Source organism: Pseudomonas sp. G3-19 (assembly GCF_054855875.1).
The window spans coordinates 889,424-904,987 of record NZ_JBMPIQ010000003.1 but is presented as its reverse complement, the minus strand read 5'-3'; the positions used below and the strand labels follow the sequence as shown (position 1 = coordinate 904,987).

At 56.1% G+C, this 15,564-nt stretch carries 21 protein-coding genes and 1 tRNA gene; 7 read left to right on the top strand and 15 right to left on the bottom strand.

From position 1 onward, the window contains the following. Positions 1-3: 3 nt before the first annotated feature. Both ACOYXI_RS04240 and ACOYXI_RS04235 read left to right on the top strand, forming a co-directional pair. Positions 4-441 (top strand): Lrp/AsnC family transcriptional regulator, encoded by a 438-nt coding sequence (locus ACOYXI_RS04240; RefSeq protein WP_027613772.1) that lies wholly within the window; start codon positions 4-6, stop codon positions 439-441. A gap of 60 nt (positions 442-501) precedes the next feature. Further along, entirely contained in the window at positions 502-828 is a 327-nt protein-coding gene (locus ACOYXI_RS04235; protein WP_027613773.1) for a YceK/YidQ family lipoprotein, read from the top strand. A gap of 43 nt (positions 829-871) precedes the next feature. Here ACOYXI_RS04235 and ACOYXI_RS04230 read toward each other — a convergent pair whose 3' ends face one another. Further along, positions 872-2,230, bottom strand: a complete 1,359-nt coding sequence (locus ACOYXI_RS04230) for a hypothetical protein (protein WP_461674396.1) — start codon at positions 2,228-2,230, stop codon at positions 872-874. A gap of 419 nt (positions 2,231-2,649) precedes the next feature. Next, complete coding sequence (locus ACOYXI_RS04225; RefSeq protein ID WP_027613775.1) at positions 2,650-3,321, bottom strand: Bax inhibitor-1/YccA family protein; 672 nt, start codon at positions 3,319-3,321, stop codon at positions 2,650-2,652. A 123-nt stretch (positions 3,322-3,444) separates the two neighbouring features. Between ACOYXI_RS04225 and ACOYXI_RS04220 the strand changes: the two genes are divergently transcribed. The 4 genes from ACOYXI_RS04220 to ACOYXI_RS04205 all read left to right on the top strand — a co-directional run bounded on the left by ACOYXI_RS04220 (position 3,445) and on the right by ACOYXI_RS04205 (position 5,466). Then, positions 3,445-3,532: transfer RNA gene (locus tag ACOYXI_RS04220), tRNA-Ser, on the top strand. A gap of 211 nt (positions 3,533-3,743) precedes the next feature. Next, positions 3,744-3,953, top strand: coding sequence for a hypothetical protein (locus ACOYXI_RS04215; protein WP_103519845.1), 210 nt, complete (start codon positions 3,744-3,746; stop codon positions 3,951-3,953). Between the two features lie 83 nt (positions 3,954-4,036). Continuing rightward, a complete protein-coding gene (locus ACOYXI_RS04210; RefSeq protein ID WP_461674395.1) occupies positions 4,037-4,762 on the top strand; it encodes a hypothetical protein in 726 nt (241 codons plus the stop codon). Positions 4,763-4,785: 23 nt separating this feature from the next. Beyond that, entirely contained in the window at positions 4,786-5,466 is a 681-nt protein-coding gene (locus ACOYXI_RS04205; RefSeq protein ID WP_461674394.1) for an SOS response-associated peptidase family protein, read from the top strand. Here ACOYXI_RS04205 and ACOYXI_RS04200 read toward each other — a convergent pair whose 3' ends face one another. From ACOYXI_RS04200 to ACOYXI_RS04190, 3 genes are all read right to left on the bottom strand, one after another. Then, positions 5,467-5,697, bottom strand: a complete 231-nt coding sequence (locus tag ACOYXI_RS04200) for a hypothetical protein (protein WP_103367496.1) — start codon at positions 5,695-5,697, stop codon at positions 5,467-5,469. 144 nt (positions 5,698-5,841) lie between these two features. Next, positions 5,842-6,381: a lysis system i-spanin subunit Rz gene (locus tag ACOYXI_RS04195; protein WP_461674393.1), complete on the bottom strand. Its 540-nt coding sequence runs from the start codon at positions 6,379-6,381 to the stop codon at positions 5,842-5,844. Next, positions 6,381-6,803, bottom strand: coding sequence for a cell wall hydrolase (locus tag ACOYXI_RS04190; protein WP_461675542.1), 423 nt, complete (start codon positions 6,801-6,803; stop codon positions 6,381-6,383). Before ACOYXI_RS04190 ends, ACOYXI_RS04195 begins: the two co-directional genes overlap by 1 nt. A 160-nt stretch (positions 6,804-6,963) precedes the next feature. On the opposite strand from ACOYXI_RS04190, the gene ACOYXI_RS04185 reads away from it, so the two are divergent. Then, a complete protein-coding gene (locus ACOYXI_RS04185; RefSeq protein ID WP_461674392.1) occupies positions 6,964-7,983 on the top strand; it encodes an acyltransferase family protein in 1,020 nt (339 codons plus the stop codon). Here the strand turns inward: ACOYXI_RS04185 and ACOYXI_RS04180 are convergent. The 10 genes from ACOYXI_RS04180 to ACOYXI_RS04135 form a co-directional block, all read right to left on the bottom strand. Next, positions 7,949-8,464: a tail fiber assembly protein gene (locus ACOYXI_RS04180; RefSeq protein WP_461674391.1), complete on the bottom strand. Its 516-nt coding sequence runs from the start codon at positions 8,462-8,464 to the stop codon at positions 7,949-7,951. The two genes, ACOYXI_RS04185 and ACOYXI_RS04180, sit on opposite strands and share 35 nt — an antisense overlap. After that, entirely contained in the window at positions 8,461-9,717 is a 1,257-nt protein-coding gene (locus ACOYXI_RS04175) for a glycine-rich domain-containing protein (protein WP_461674390.1), read from the bottom strand. Before ACOYXI_RS04175 ends, ACOYXI_RS04180 begins: the two co-directional genes overlap by 4 nt. A 2-nt stretch (positions 9,718-9,719) precedes the next feature. After that, positions 9,720-10,361: a DUF2612 domain-containing protein gene (locus tag ACOYXI_RS04170; protein WP_461674389.1), complete on the bottom strand. Its 642-nt coding sequence runs from the start codon at positions 10,359-10,361 to the stop codon at positions 9,720-9,722. Continuing rightward, the gene (locus ACOYXI_RS04165) at positions 10,361-11,575 is read right to left on the bottom strand and encodes a baseplate J/gp47 family protein (RefSeq protein WP_461674388.1); all 1,215 of its coding nucleotides are present in this window, start codon (positions 11,573-11,575) and stop codon (positions 10,361-10,363) included. The genes ACOYXI_RS04170 and ACOYXI_RS04165 overlap by 1 nt, the downstream gene beginning before the upstream one ends. Further along, complete coding sequence (locus tag ACOYXI_RS04160) at positions 11,568-11,915, bottom strand: hypothetical protein (RefSeq protein WP_461674387.1); 348 nt, start codon at positions 11,913-11,915, stop codon at positions 11,568-11,570. Before ACOYXI_RS04160 ends, ACOYXI_RS04165 begins: the two co-directional genes overlap by 8 nt. Next, positions 11,912-12,619, bottom strand: a complete 708-nt coding sequence (locus ACOYXI_RS04155) for a Gp138 family membrane-puncturing spike protein (RefSeq protein WP_461674386.1) — start codon at positions 12,617-12,619, stop codon at positions 11,912-11,914. The genes ACOYXI_RS04160 and ACOYXI_RS04155 overlap by 4 nt, the downstream gene beginning before the upstream one ends. Positions 12,620-12,697: 78 nt before the next feature. Then, positions 12,698-13,099 carry a hypothetical protein gene (locus ACOYXI_RS04150; RefSeq protein WP_461674385.1) on the bottom strand — a complete coding sequence of 134 codons (402 nt, stop codon included), beginning with the start codon at positions 13,097-13,099 and terminating at the stop codon, positions 12,698-12,700. 94 nt (positions 13,100-13,193) lie between these two features. Further along, positions 13,194-14,609 (bottom strand): baseplate hub protein, encoded by a 1,416-nt coding sequence (locus ACOYXI_RS04145; protein WP_461674384.1) that lies wholly within the window; start codon positions 14,607-14,609, stop codon positions 13,194-13,196. Then, positions 14,606-14,914, bottom strand: coding sequence for a phage baseplate plug family protein (locus ACOYXI_RS04140; protein WP_461674383.1), 309 nt, complete (start codon positions 14,912-14,914; stop codon positions 14,606-14,608). The genes ACOYXI_RS04145 and ACOYXI_RS04140 overlap by 4 nt, the downstream gene beginning before the upstream one ends. After that, positions 14,914-15,561 (bottom strand): phage baseplate protein, encoded by a 648-nt coding sequence (locus ACOYXI_RS04135; protein WP_461675541.1) that lies wholly within the window; start codon positions 15,559-15,561, stop codon positions 14,914-14,916. The genes ACOYXI_RS04140 and ACOYXI_RS04135 overlap by 1 nt, the downstream gene beginning before the upstream one ends. Positions 15,562-15,564: the final 3 nt, after the last annotated feature.

Below are 15,564 nucleotides of genomic sequence, written 5' to 3'. Positions count from 1 at the left end.
CCCATGACCGACGATATCGACCAGATCCTCATCAGCGCCTTGATGGACGACTCGCGTCGCTCGCTCAAGGCATTGGCGCAAATCAGCGGCCTGTCCTCACCCAGCGTGGCCGAACGCCTGCGCCGCCTGGAGGAGCGCGGCGTGCTCAAGGGCTATACCGTCGAGATCGACCCTAAATGCTTCGGCTATCAGCTGCAGGCCATCGTCCGGGTGCGACCACTGCCGGGGCAATTGCAGGAGGTGGAGCGGCAAATTATGTCGATCCCGGAGTTCACCGAGTGCGACAAGGTCACCGGGGAAGATTGCTTCATCGCACGCCTGCACGTGCGCTCGATGGAACAGCTGGACACCCTGCTCGACCGCCTTAATACGCTGGCCGAAACCAACACCGCGATCGTCAAGAAAACCCCGGTCAAGCGCCGTTTACCGCCGATGGCGTGAGTGCTTTTTGCGCCTGCTCGGCGTAGATTGAGGTTTTTCCGGCGAAAGGATTGGGCGGTAATGAGAATTCAGGCAGTGATGCTGACGGTGTTGATGCTCGGCGGGTGCGGGACGGTGCAGACCGTCGTGCTCAGCGACAAGGCTTCTGTGGACCAGCTGAAGACCAAGAAGAGCTACTGCGGCGCTGTTCCGCGCATTTACAGCGGTGCAACCTACGACTTCTGCATGCTGCACGCCGAAAAGCCGGATGACGTCGACGCGTTCAATTACAACAACGCCTCCCTTGGCCTGGTGGTCGATGCAGCAGTCTCAGGTGTGCTGGACACATTCTTGCTGCCCTACACGATTTACAAGCAACAGGCCGATGGCAGCATCGTGATCAACTGATTGAAAACCTCCAGACGCCGAGACGTCTGGAGGCTGCTGCACTTTACTCGAGCAATTGCTGCAAGCTTGGGTCACGCATGACTTTTTGCTGAGGCTGCGAATTGTCGTCGCCTGTCTTGAGCATTTTCAACTTGAGGTTCTGAACCTTGGCGCAGGCGTTCTTGCCATCGGCGTAGATCCCGCTCATGTCACATTTCCATTCGAAATAATTAACCAGACCGCCTGACAGTTGCAGACTGTAGTCCGTGCTCTTGGTCCCTGGCGTGAACGGATGACCCGCCGGAATATTCTGGAACCACTTCATCCATTCCGCAGAACCCGGGCTCGGTATTTTGTCCTTGGGCTGGAAGGTGGGATTCATGATCGCCACCTGTGGCGACTCACCCGTGGCGTGGCAGCTCAGGCAGGAACTGTTGGGGTTGTCTACAGGCCCGTTGAGGCGACCGTTCCAGCCCAGGTGGGTGGGCGGCAGTTCTTTGGTGTTGGCGTTGATTGCCGTCTGCTGCAATGCCGGGTTGATTCTGGTTTCAGTCGGCGTCGGATTGGTGAAGTCATTGCCGGTTTCTTTCGGATCGTTACCCCACATGATCCCGACCGGAACGAGATTGTCCCAACCGGGTTTGCCGGTTTTAGCCCCGTTGTACTGGAAGGTGCCGAAAATCCAGCCTGTGTCGCTCATACGGGTATCACGCACGGCGATGTCCATCTGAATGAGCGCAACATCTTTGATCTTGCGATTTGCGGACGTGAAAGTTTCAGTGATATAGCCTTGCCACAACACCGGGTTGACGAGGAACGGTACGGTGGTGCGATCAATATCGGCAAACAATGCCTTGCAGACTACGGTGCCATTGGCAAAGCTTTTGGGTTGCGAAGTGAAGCCAGGATCCGGGTTGTTCGGATCTTTCCAGACCTCGCCAATGGTGTAGGCGCCAATGTCGTTGTAAATGCCCACGGCGTAGGTCTGGCCACTGGCGATCTGCGTCTGTGCCAGTTGTTTGACCGGAATCTGCGCTTCCTTGGTCAGACCATGAATACCTTCACGCCCCAGCGGGCCATAGTGCTGCCAAGGCATGTGGTACCACTGACGCAGCTTGTTCTTCTGTACATTCCAATCAACCTCGACATTGCCTTCCAGGCAATAGTGCTTCACCTCCTCCATGTAGGCACGCCAGGTTTCAAAGTTGTTGTCGGGTTTGGTCGGGAGTTTTTTGAAAAAATCCGGCAGCGCTCCTTGGGGAGCTTGGGTCGGGTAACTCTGGCTAAGTTCGAACAACGGGCCTGAATATTGGCTGGCGGGTGGCTGATAGCCAAAATCGGGGTAGACACCGGCAAGAGTCGAGGCACTGAACAGTGCTGTCGTGATAGCCAATACGGCACGCTTTCCTTGGGGCTGGTTCATCGATGATCTCCTTGATTGGGACAACGCCTGCAGCGACCCATGAATCGAGTCCGACCACCAGGGCCTCCATTATTTTTTTGATAATCAGGGACTCGGCTTGCGGGCCGAGAGCAACTCACGGTTGAATCTGGGTAGGCTGGTTTGGAGGACCTCCTGTTTTCCGGATGAACGAATACGACAACCCGGGCGACGCTCCGGGCTTGAACAGAAGAAGAAAAATGGGATGCGGGGGCTGTAGAAGGTGTTACTGCATGCCGACTCCTGTCGACCGCCTGCCGTTCTTCCTTGTCTTAGGTGTAGGCCAATTCCATAAAGGCGCCATGATTTCTTGAAAAAATGTCGGCGAAAGGCCACTACGTTTTCGCACGGGCAACAAAAAACCCGCCGAAGCGGGTTTTTTGTTGATTCACAAACAGCGATCAGTCGTCGCGGCTCATGATGCCGAAGATCTGCAACAAGCTGATGAACAGGTTGTAGATCGATACATACAGGCTAATGGTTGCCATGATGTAGTTGCGCTCGCCACCGTGGATGATCGCGCTGGTCTGGAACAGAATGCACACCGACGAGAACAGCACGAAACCGGCGCTGATCGCCAGTTGCAGGCCGCTGATCTGGAAGAACATGCTCGCCAGCGTTGCACCCAGCAACACGAAGAAACCGGCGGTGATGAAACCACCGAGGAAGCTCATGTCCTTGCGGGTGATCAGCACGTAGGCCGAGAGACCACCGAACACCAGCGCGGTCATCGCGAATGCCGAACTGACCACTTCAGCGCCGCCCTGCATGCCCAGGTAACGGTTGAGGATCGGGCCGAGCAGGAAACCCATGAAACCGGTCAGCGCAAAGGCGGACACCAGGCCCCACGCAGAATCACGGAGTTTGTTGGTGAGGAAGAACAGCCCGTAGAAACCGATCAGCACCACGAAAATGTTCGGATAGCCGACGCGCATCTGCTGGGCCACGAAAGCCATCACACCGCTGAATGCGAGGGTGAGCGCCAGTAGACCGTAAGTGTTGCGCAGGACGCGGCTAACCTCTAGCTGCTCAGCCTGCACGCTGTTGTGAACTGCGTAATCCTGTTCGCGCATGGCGACACTCCTGTTGGTTTGAAACGTTCAGTGGCAAAGATCATAACAGACGCTCTGTAACAAGCCATGCACAGAGTTTGACAGTGTGTTTCATTCAGGTATTATGGCGCCCGCAACGCAAACGGAGGTGTGGCCGAGTGGTTTAAGGCAACGGTCTTGAAAACCGTCGACTGTAACAGGTCCATGAGTTCGAATCCCATCGCCTCCGCCATATTTGATACAACAAAGCCCTGATTATTCAGGGCTTTGTCGTTTCTGGCGCTTACGAAAATTTCTGCCTTTCGGTATGTGTTCCATAACTTTTGTGGACGCGTTCCATAACTCCGACCGATTTCTCCCCTCTCCGGCGTCCTGCCAATCGTTAAAACACTCTTCATGTAACACGGTGCTACGCTGATTCCTTGGCTGCCAAGGAAACCAAAATGCCCAACTCCGACCTGCTCCCTTCCCTGCTCTTCAAGATCAACGAAAACCAGCTCGCCCTCGAAGCCGCCATCATGGAGCTGTCCAACTGGGTCGAGCAGCGTGGATCGGCAGATGTCGCTGAGAACATCCGCGGGGCACTCTGGACGATCGACAAGAACGAGGAGTTCATCAAAATGACCCTGGCGGTTTTAATGGCGCCCGACTGACAGCTCGTCGCCTTCCCCTCGCCTGCTCGGCGCACCTCGATTACTGTACATGCATACAGCATTTGTACAGCGAATCTCCCTCCATGAATTTCGACCAAGCCAAATCCCTTCGGCTCCAGCAATGGCGCGCGACTCTAGACGACCAGGACTTTCGCATGCAGAACCCGGAGGCACACCGGGAAACGCTTCATCAAATGGCGGACGCCCTGCATACAGAGGGACTGATCGACCAGCTTGAGCAGTTCGATATGAACGAGATGGCAGATGCCGCCTACTGGCATTCTGTAGAAGAGCTGCAAAACTCGCCGGGCCAGTACCGCGGAGCGTCGACCTACGATGTCGTGCAGGTCGACACCGGTAGGCTGCTTGGCAATATCAGCCGTTCCATCTTCAACTTCGAAAGCGACGAACCACGCGGCGCCTCGTTTCCCTACGACGGCAAGGTTTACTCTGGCGCGGACGGAGTGCGGCTGACCTTGGGGCTTTCCCGAAAGATCGGGACAATCTCGGGCCTGTTTCTGGAACTGAATGGGCGCCGGTACCACCTCGTTGAAACCGAGCGGGTTGTTCGCGGGGTTGATTACAAGCCAATGGATGATCCAGACGCTTACCGCGCTCTGGTTGATGCGGCTCAAATCGCCAAAGAAGAGCGAGACCTACGCGCTTTTGAAAAGGTTCGCCCTCACATCGAGTCGGCGGCTTTTTGCATGTGCCCCACCTGCCTCGATCGATTTGATGCGCGTGATGACTGCCCAACTTGCACCGGAAAAGGTTTTGTGAGGAAGACGGCACCGGCGGGTCTACGCTGAAGGAACCATGCGAGGAACGGGCAATGTGCGGACGACTCTCCCAGTACAGCGGCATTCACGACTTCGTGGCAGCGCTCAGCATGCCCAACGCCCTGGTCAACTCGACCGGCGAGCAACCGTTCGAGCGCTACAACGCCGCGCCGACCGCTCAACTCGCCCTCTTCCACCAAGAAGGTCAATTCCTGCACGCCGACATGGTTCGCTGGGGCTGGCGCCCGCACTGGGCGAAAGACCGCGCCGCGCCAATCAATGCACGCGTTGAGAAAGTCGCCCACGGCCCATTCTTCCGCGCGATCTGGCCGCACCGAGCGATCATCGCGATCAATAACTGGTTCGAGTGGGTCGACGAAGGCGGGCCGAAAAAGCAGCCCTATTTGATCAGGCACCGGGACCAGTCACCAATCCTGTGTGCCGCCATCGGCCAATATCCGAACGAAGAGCACGAACCGGGCGAGCACGACGGCTTTGTGATCATTACAGCCGACAGCGCCGGGGGAATGGTCGATATCCACGACCGGCGGCCGGTGGCGTTATCGCCTGAACTCGCACGGGAATGGTTAGACCCGGCAACACCGAAAGAGCGCGCCGAACAGATTGTGCTGCACCAAAGCGAACCGACAGAGGTGTTCGAGTGGTTCAAGGTTGACCGGGCTGTGGGGAATGTCCGAAACCAGGGTCCGGACCTGATCAAGCCGATCGATTGATCAACTGTGCGTCAGCGTTTTCAAGCGCTCCACCAGCGCGGCCTCAAAAATGATGTACAGCCTTTCCGCATCGCCGGCGCGCAAAGCCCCGCCGGTTTCAAGTCCAAGCACGAAGCCATCCGCCCGTGCTCCCGCCTTCACAGCGATGATCATCGAATCAGCACGAACGATTTGCGCCAGCAACCGATCCGCCTCTCGTTTCTGCTTCTCGCTCAGCACCACGCCTTCCATATCAGCCACCTATTACCTTCACTACGACATCCAATAAATGACAGAAAGAACGACTGAAACCCAGATAATCGTCATCACAATTGAGTAACCAGCCAGTTGCTTGTCCATGTGCCCGCATCATCCAGATCGAACATAAATGATGGTTTACCGGAGTTCACCTCGCAACGATAGCGCCGAGCCATCACTCAGCGCACGGACGTAGGCCTGACATGCCTGTAGCGCGATCAGTCCACGGTCGCCGGTGTCGGTGATGGCGATAATTCGTTGAGCATGCGCCGGGTCAAGTCTGGCTCGTACGGCTGCATGATCCAAGCCGCCGGCGCTGGCGGTGGCTGGCATCCCACAGCCTTTGGCAGTGTCGGGTGCGTCGAGGAGGACTGACAACCGCACATCAGCAGTGGCAAGGCGATCGCGCAGGCGATTTTGGTCACGTTGGGCATCGGTCATTTTCCTGAAGTGGGTTTGCTCACTGGCCGCGAGCCGCTGCTCGAGCGCCAGACGCTTGTCCTGCTCGGCCTGCTGCGCGGTAGCCGCGGCTTGGGTCAGTTGATTGAGGGTTTCGGCGTGCTGCTGGGCCTGTTCGGCCAACTGCTTGCCGAAGCGCCAGTCCTGAAACTGCCAAGTGCTGCCGGCGCCGATCAGCACCAGCACCAGCGCGCCCACCGCTTTCCACGGAACGACCATCACTGCACATCCCGGAAGAACACGTGCCCGCCCAACTTGAGCGTCTGCTTGGCCTTCGCCGCCCAAGCCGGCGCTTTGATGCTGGTGGCGTAGTAGTGAGTGGCGCCACCGGTTGGGTCAGGCACCTTGCCGTCGATCACCTGGTCAGCAGCGATCCGACATTGAGCCAGCTCGCGGAACGGGATCTGCTTCACGCCGATCAGGAACTGATAGTTCGCGTCGGTCTTGTTCCAGCAGCTGAACTGGTACGGCTTCTGACAGACGCCGGCATAGCCCTCCCCCCACCACGACTTTTCCTTCCCATCAAACACGCGGTTGCGGATAGTCCAGGCGACGGCAACCTGGCCGTCGGTTCCTTCTCCGCGCGCTTCGCCCCAAATCGTACGGGCGAGAATATCTCGGTCTTTCTCGGTTACTGGCATCACTTTTCTCCAGGCAAAAAAATACCCGCTTGGGTGCGGATGTTCGGGAGGATCTGCAATAATTGCAGCACGGTGATAGGCATGAGGCTTTCTCTTGATGGCAATTTGGCGCAAAATCGCGCCTCAATCATGAAGATGTGATTTAGATAGGGACTAAGCGGTGTCATACAACCTGCAAAACTTACAATCGCTGCGCTTGATAGCAGCTCTCTTGGTATTTGTTCAACACAGCGTATATTTCTCTGGATTGGCAACTAACACGCAGATAACGCGATTCTTAAGCTTCAACTTTGGAGACATTGGTGTATTCGTGTTTTTTGTTATATCTGGATTTGTTATCGCAATGCAAACAGATAGAAAACCGCTGCAGTTCATGTTGCACAGAATCTTTCGGATATATCCTGGCTACATAGCAGCAGTTTTGTTTTCTGCCGGCGTGTTATTTTTATTCTCTGACTATCGACCAGATCTGAATGACACGTCAATGTCGATCCTGCTAATACCTACAGGCTCGCTGAACCCATCTCTTCAGGTTCCCTACTGGACGCTTATCTACGAGATGTTTTTCTATGCGCTGGTGCTGGCATTGATGACTGTGTTTCGCGGTCGCGCAGCCATAATCGACGGGGCGATCTTCGCCTGGCTTTTGGTCATGATCTACCAGACAGCAAACGGCGTAAGCTTCAGCGTGGCAATGCCAACCGTTTCAGAAATTGCCTTTTCCCCGCTGAACATCTATTTCATTGTCGGCTTTTTCCTGTCGCGAATTCTACTGTCGAAAAGCCCGCAAATAGGATACATGGCACTTTTCATTTCTGCGTCCTCCAGCATCTTCTTTTACGGGATGAAGGCGCCAGTTGCAGTATGCGCCCTGACTATTGCAGCCATCATCTGGGCAATAAAGTCTCCAACTCTCCCTAAAGTTATGAATACGCTTGGCGACTACTCGTATGGCATATATCTTGTACATACCGCCGTCATCTACTGCATTTATTTGGAAGTGCAAAAAAATGGCGGAACCCTGTATACCTCAGTAGCACTAATGGCCATCGCCGCGCTACCGGTCGCAGTGCTGTTCGGGAAGCTGGAGCATTGGGTGTACAAGTACAAAATCCGCCCTGGAATCGACAACCTTCTTCGCAGAGCTAAACCGTCTCCGGCGCCCTTGCAGACACTGTGAGATCCATCCCTTCCGCAGGCTGGGCCGGCCACACTACGGTCGTGTACCAGCCAGCTTGTGACGTGACCCGGCCGAGGGCTATTCCGTAGTTCTTCCACTTAGTCAGCTGAGCTTTGCGCTTGGGGAATTCACCCTGCTCTTCCGGCGTAGCGGCAAATTCTTCCATCCCTTCGACGCCGACGTTGTCAATCGCATCCTGCAGAGTTGCAATGCGGTTCGTCAGAGCGGTTTTTTGTGCATTGGCGAGCTGCGTTAGCGATTGCAAAATCGCACTTTGCGCTGCCAAGACCTGTGCAGGTGTAGGTGGCTGAATTGGCGGAGGAAGGAATTCACCATTCACATACGTCCAACCAATACTCGCGGTGCTCGTTTCGATAAGCAGGCAACCTTCAATTGGCGCAAATTCCGCGATTCCATCCCAGACAATGGTGTTTGTCACTAAGCCAGAGTCAATTTCGATAATTGCATAAGTACCCATCATGCATACTCCTCGATAATAACTACCCCTTGGCCGCCGGTTCCACCGCTTGTAGCTGGTGAGCCCGCATAAGCAGATGCTCCAGATCCGCCGCCTCCATACCCTAAAGAGTTTTGGCCGGCAGCGTTCGCCGCAGGAGTTGCGCCAGCGCCCATAACGCTACTTCCTCCGTATCCGCTGATCGCGTTGGCGGCACCTAGCATTACTCCAACCCCGCCTGCCTGCCCCCTTGTGTTGGCAACGTTGCCAAGTGCCGGAAGAGCTCCCGCAGCACCCCCCGTACTAACAAGCGCAGGAGGAGTAATAATTGCGCCCGCGCCACCGCCCACCCCGCCAGCTGCGCTGATGAGCGAGCCGACAGAGGACGCGCCTCCGACGCCACCAGGGGAAGCTGATGCGCCAGATGCAAGCCCCGCGGAGCCAACTACTACGGACTGAATTACGGCGTTGGCGTAAAGCCCCTCTGAATACGCTCCCGCACCGCCACCGCCAGCTACAGCAACCTGACCTGCAGAAGTAACCGGAGTGCCGCCACCGCCGCCACCACCACCTTGGCACCTTACGCGAATCTTAGTGGTGCCTGCTGTCGGCGTGTAAGTTCCGCTTGTGTCGAATTTTTGAACATTAAGAAGGCGGCCGGTGGCCTGCCCAAGTTGTATTGCGTGCTGGCTTTTTGTGGCGGGGGGTACCTGCTGCGCTCCACCAAGAGATTCGATCAGTATCCAGGCGCCGTTCCCGCCGTTTACCCCTGCCTGCACCAAATACATCAGAACAACAATACCGGCAGGCAGCTCTCCACCCTGAAGTGGCTGAAGGCCAAGGCCATAGACTGGCTTGGCAGCCAGCCCGTCTGGCGAATAAGTTGATGGTCCGGTGTTCGGGTTGGCGATCTTCACCCGCTGCATGTAGCCAGTCGACGGCAGCGCGATGAGAGTCGGAGTGTTGGCTGCCGCGTAGGAACCCGTAGTTCCTGTGTCGTTTAGGACAGGGGTCTTGCGCGCTGCGGCATATAAGACAGTCAACAACGCATCATAGTATTGAGAGGTGCCAACTTTATCGGCTGTCCCGCTCGGCGTTACTCCCGCCACAGAAATCAGTGACTGGAAAAAACCTTCCTTATCGTTTGCCCAGTCCTGCTCAAGGTATGAACCATCCTTGGCAGTGGGAGTAGTTCTGTTTTTGAAAGAGCCTTGAGGATAGTCAGCTGACGGGTTATTGAATCGGCCCGGGTAGCGCTCGTTAAGCTTCAGTGCCATCGTTATTCCCCTATATATCCTGCAAATTCTTTGTTTTCGTCACCGAATTCTGCGTCCATATCGCCGAACTCGACCATTTCAAGCCCCTCAAGGAACCCGTTAAATCTCACCGCCTGCGGCTTCGGCACCAGCCCGGCATTCAGCAACGCGAACCGTTCAAGATTGGTGATCTGACCGTAAAACTCGATACTGAAAGACATATCCTCGCCATCCGTTACGCGCAAAACCTCCGCGTGGGGTAGCAAAAAATTCATGCCGTCGAGGATGTTCTCTATCGTGGCTTCGCCATTGTTCTTGATGATCTTGGCCTTTATGACCAGACGGTAAAGCTCGTCAGAAAGCTGTCCGTCCTGATCGATCGTCAAGGCACTGAACATTGCTTCGTCATCACCGAACTCTGACCCATCAGTTAGATCGAACAACCCGGGGCTCATCGGCATCAAGCCGACAAAGCTGCGCGGCGCCACAACGATTCTGCCTATCACATTGAGTTGCTCACCTTCAGCGGTGTCGACGTCATAGCTCTTTCGAACAGCCTGGGCGGCATCCTCAATACTCCCGCCGAGCTTTCTTGCTATCTCATACCAGGCCACCGCTTTAGGCTTGTCGCGGTATTGCGCGTAGACGCGGTCAGGTATGTTCATCACGTAATCACCACTGTGATGTTGCTCTCCGTCCACCGTGACATCTGGTTGTAGGCGATGGCTGCGTTGGATGACGCCCCGTTGAGCTGGAGAAGTGTCACGTAGCTGTTTCCATACGCTCCAATCACTTGGTTGATCGGGGTGAACATCGTGCTGTAAGGAACGCTCTCGCCAATGTCGAAGCCGCTGATCTTGAAGCCCACGTCAGCCGGAATTAGATCGCCGGCGGCGTACTCCATCACCGCCTCTTTGATGAGCTGGTCAGCGTTCGACGGCAGCGTTCCGTCGTTTTTCACGTTAATGATGAGGATCATGTCGACATATATCGGTCGACTGGCTCGGATCAATTTTGTGTTGTTTGGGTATTTGGGGGACGTCACCAGAACCTCGAACGGGGTTCCGGCCTGATACAGGCGCGCCCCTGGGTTCTTTTTCACGTAGATAGCCATGGCGATGTCGTCGTCGGTTCCGCCATCGACGATAGGCGCAATGGAATGCTCGGGAAGTCCGTGGGGGTTGTCAGCCGATACCGCGGCGCTCCCAGTATCGTTCTCGTAAACCTTGACCCTGCGAACGCCTGAGACGCTGAACAACTCACCGATCATCGAATCGAGCTGGTTGTTCCCTGGACGCCCAACTGCCGTGGCGCGGGTCACACGCAGCGGTTCGTCGCGCTGCCGGTCCGTCCCCGGCGTGGCTGGCGCAGGGTTGTTGACCGAAGCCAGGCCGGCCACTACGTCAACGATACGGGTGATGGTGTCTGTGTCCGCCTGAGTGGGGCCGACGACAGTGCAGGTAGCATTGACCGTGACAGCCCCAGATCCGTCGGCTGTGACAGTTTGGTCCGTGGCCCAGCGACTACCAGTAGTGATGGACTCGAAACGGTTGCCTTTCAAAATCACGGTGCCGGGCGCTGAGGTCAAGATCAGTTCGACACTCGACGGAGATCCGTTCGAGCGTATTGTCCCTGTGAGCGAGCAAACAATATCGAGATCAAGTCCTTTCGCCTTGTTCGGATCCTTCGAGTTGTATGCCTGCTGCAGAGTTTCGTCCATGGCGTAGAAGATTTCGGAGTCGTGCGCCATCTTCAAGCCGTCTGGCGTGGAAGGGTCGAGGTTCCACAGTGGATCGATATCCACATAGAACTGACGCTCCTGGGCGAACCACTCGTTTTGCGTTTGGAGCACGTAGCCGGTAGAAGTCAGGCTAGCCATTCAGTGTTACCTCTTCCAAGCCGAACTCGGTGAGAATTCCAGCGGTCACGCTGTAACGGCGGGTATTGATGTCGAAGTCTGCGGAGAAGCTGGTGAGCCTGATCACGCCGGGCGTGTTGGCGATGCGCGCCCTGAGTGCAGCCTCGGCGGTGGAGAGGCTGGTGAACTTGCCCAGGATCTGCTCGTACCATGGCGTGCCGTCGGTGATGTCCCGGAAGTACTCGCCCAGGAATAGGCGGATCCGGGTTAGCACCGTCTGCGCAACCTCGGACTGGCCGGAGATGAACTGTTGCCCGCGCGTCACGATGTCGCCGCTGTCGTCGAGTCTGCGAACGGTCATATAACTGGCACTCCACTTGTTCCAGATCCAGGCGTAACACCTGACGTTCTGTGATTTTTGAGGGAGATACCGGTAGCCGTGATCACGTCGCCGTCTGGCGTTATCTTCAGTCCGTTGATCAGGAAATAACCGTCAGCCAGAAGCTGGAACATGCCGGAGCTGTTCTGCATGAGGGTCGTACCATCTGGCAGCACGTTGAACCTGGCGACCCCGTTATCCATGGAGATACTGTTGTCGTTCTTCAGCCATACGAACTGCGTGCCCGCTCGATTGCGCAAGCGCACGCCGTTGTTTTGGAACTCCGGTAGCGCGTTCGGCTGTGACCTGAATCCCGGCAGGAACATGGCGTCCTGCATGTTGTGGAAGCGCCCGATCGGGTTGCTGGCGATACCACCGCTCTGAATCCAGCCGTCGATGCAACGTTGAGAGAACAGGATGTCGCCCTCGCACCCTGGGTCAATCTGATACTCAACGCAGAAGTCGCCACCAGGGAAGTAGACCGGAACCTCGATGATTGGCGGTACCTTGAATTCGGCGCCGTTGATATCCACTCGTGCGATGCCTGGCTGCACCTGGGCGAGCTGGGTATCTGGATTGAACGTCAGTACGTGACCCGGGATTGAGGTGCTGACACCCTTCAAAACCTCGCGAAATGCGTCGCGGATGAGTTTTGCCTGCTTTGCGCGCCCTTCAGACTCAAGCATTCCAGCTCTCCATTTTTCCACGGGCAATAAAAAACCCGCCGGAGCGGGTCATTTGATGGGTTCTGCTGTGTTGTTGGTCTATCTGATATCTCCGAAGCCGTCGGTCAAGACACCATTCTCGCTGTACTGGCTGCTCACCAAGGCTTGGATTTTCGACTCTACCTGTCGGAGGGTCGACATCATCCCCTTCGTAGGTCCTTTGACCAGAGTCTTGCACCCACTTCGAGCCAGGTTCAGGTCGTGCTCACGGATGTCGGAGATCATCTTTCTGTAGATCCGCATGTTCTGCGACTTCAGCGCCAGAGATACTGAACTGCCGCCGTATTCTGGATCGTTCGCGACATTCACAACTCCTCCGCCCGCTTTCAGCGCGACATCGACGTAGTTATACATCTGACGTCCGTCGCACTCGGCCTGATTCTCGGCCGAAAATGCGGTATTTGATGCGGTGGCCGCGAGGATCACGAAGTTAGTGATCATGGACCTGATCTTCATCGGCGTGTGCTTCCCTAGATGGCTCGGTAATACAGCGAAATGTAGCAGACACAGCACCGTAATTCCGAAGGCCTACTTTTCATCTGACGAACTGCTGTCCGCGCATGAACGAGGTGTTGGCCGATGCCACCGCTTCGCCGCGCGTGATCACGCCGTTGTGGTTCACATCCAGGCCAGAGTTGGCGGCGTACTCGCGCTGATAAGGACCGGAATCACGCTCCCACATTACATAGGAGTCAGGTCTGCCGACGGCAGCCGGCCAAAGCACTGCAAGATAGGCGTCTCCCAAATTACGGATTCGCCCGTCGTAAGGTCGGTAGTAACTCTCGACATAGTCGAGCTGCCGAATCGCAGTCATGCGCGCCAGCTGAGCCGTTGATGTTCCAAGTCCACGTGCGGTTGATTCGATGAACTGAATCAGACCGGTTGCCGTGCTTCCCGGGTTTCTGGCGGCGGGGCTGAACGTATAGCCAGTCTCGAACCCCATTACAGCCATCAGCCAATTGGGGTCAAACGATAAGCGTGACGTTATCTCGCGAACTTTCGCTCGGAAAGCCTGATCTACCCTTGCGCCCCAGATCAGCTTCCCGTTTTCGGTCGTAGCCAACTGCGAAGTGCTTGGCGTCGTCCCGGCGCGAAGACCGTCGATCTCAGTACGCCAAACGTCGCTATGGGAGTCTCCGCTGTGCTTCATTGCAAAGATGTTGTACTCCCCGTTGGCGCTGGCATCACCGCTCAACTCGGAAACGAACAGGTTTCCAGTGTTGAAAGTGGCGAACTCACTCTCGACGTCGATCTTGCCATTGATGCGCAGAGCTGGATTCATTTGCACCGAAACGAACACGCCGAGACCGTCAGGTCCACGAGACACCTCTGGGATGCCGATCATTCCGCTGAACTGGTCAACCCTGACCGGTGCGGCAGTACGTGGCATGTTCGTTTTCGTGACTACGATTCGCCCGCGGTCCTGCATCCACTCGAATTTATAGGCATAGGCCAGGTCGTTCATGGTTGAGGGTATATCACCGTCCACCACCAGCCCGGACGACAACGGCTTCGCATCAGCGAACTGGGCATTGTCGATGTCGATCGGGAGCGGCCAAGCCGCCGCAAGAGCGCGGAGAACTTCTTCAATGCGCGTCCCGATACCGAACGACAGCTGAGCAGAGGCCCTATCTACCGCCGGCTGCCCGGAACGACAGACGAGCCTGGTAATGATCTCCGGCGCTCCAGGCTCGCGCTCACGAAGAGTGTTCGTCACGAACCCGGTGAAAACCGCGTCGATGTTATCGTCGTACCCTGCGCGCAGCACGATGCTGGAGCCTTGAGCGATGCTAGAGCCTTTGTTTATGTTGTAGAGGCGAATGTCTGCGAACGAAATCGCGTCACCGGGCGAAATATCAATGTTGAACTGGATGCGGAACTGCCGGCGCCCGTATTGGGGGCCGATGTAGGGCTGACCGTTTACGTCGACCGACCAGACTCGCTCTCTCATGTTTCCACCAGTGGGGGCACCCAAACGAGGAAGTTATCGACGCCAAGATTATCCAGCGTTACATCAGCGCCGGTGAACACCATCTGGCCGATGCCTGTGCGATAGCTCTGGATGACGTCGCTGCCAGGTTCAAGCATGGCGCCTGACACAAGCTGGCTGCCATCACGAATCAGATTCATCGACCAGGCCGGCTGATCTAGGTAAGAAACGAAATCAACCTCGAAGTCGATCAAGTTTTCGCCGAGCTGAACTGAAAATCGCTGGTGTGCATTACCAGCGCCTTGGCGCAGCGGAATCACGTACATCAGACCACTCCATCAAGAATGTCGTTGACCGCGCTAGCGACGGTGTCATTTGCCTCTTTGGCGATTGCCTGTCCCCGCTTGATCGCTTTCGACAGCGCGCTTTGTGACGGGTCACCTTCTCGCAACTGAGGGAGAGCGCATTCCGTACTTTGCGCAATCCGATCAAGACTTATGACCTCTTGAAGTTCGGCTACGAACTCAAGGCCACCTTCGTTTCTCGGCTCTTTAGTTCTCGAAAGGCGAGTGATTGCCATGTTCTTGAGCAGGATGTCACCGGCATCAATATCGAACGGATCAGCGGATTGCATGAGCCAGATCAGGAACTCAAGCGTTGTGCTTGCCCGGGTTTCATCACTACCGGAAAGAAAGCCTGCGGAAAGACCTGCAACCGTTGAAACAATCGGATTGCTCGTAAGGTTTGAGATCGCGCCACCGAGGAAGTCGGTCAGCTGAACCTTGACCGGGTTGTTACTGATTGCCCCGGTCATCGTCCATTTGAAAGGATTCAGGATGCGGTGATCTGAAATCCTCACGCCGGACTCGATCGGAACGGATGTGATGGTGACGGTCGCCTCGAACGTGTCCTCCAGCACTGCGTCGAACGAGTAGCCCGCGATGGTGGGCGCCTGTCGCGTGAAGATATTCATGAT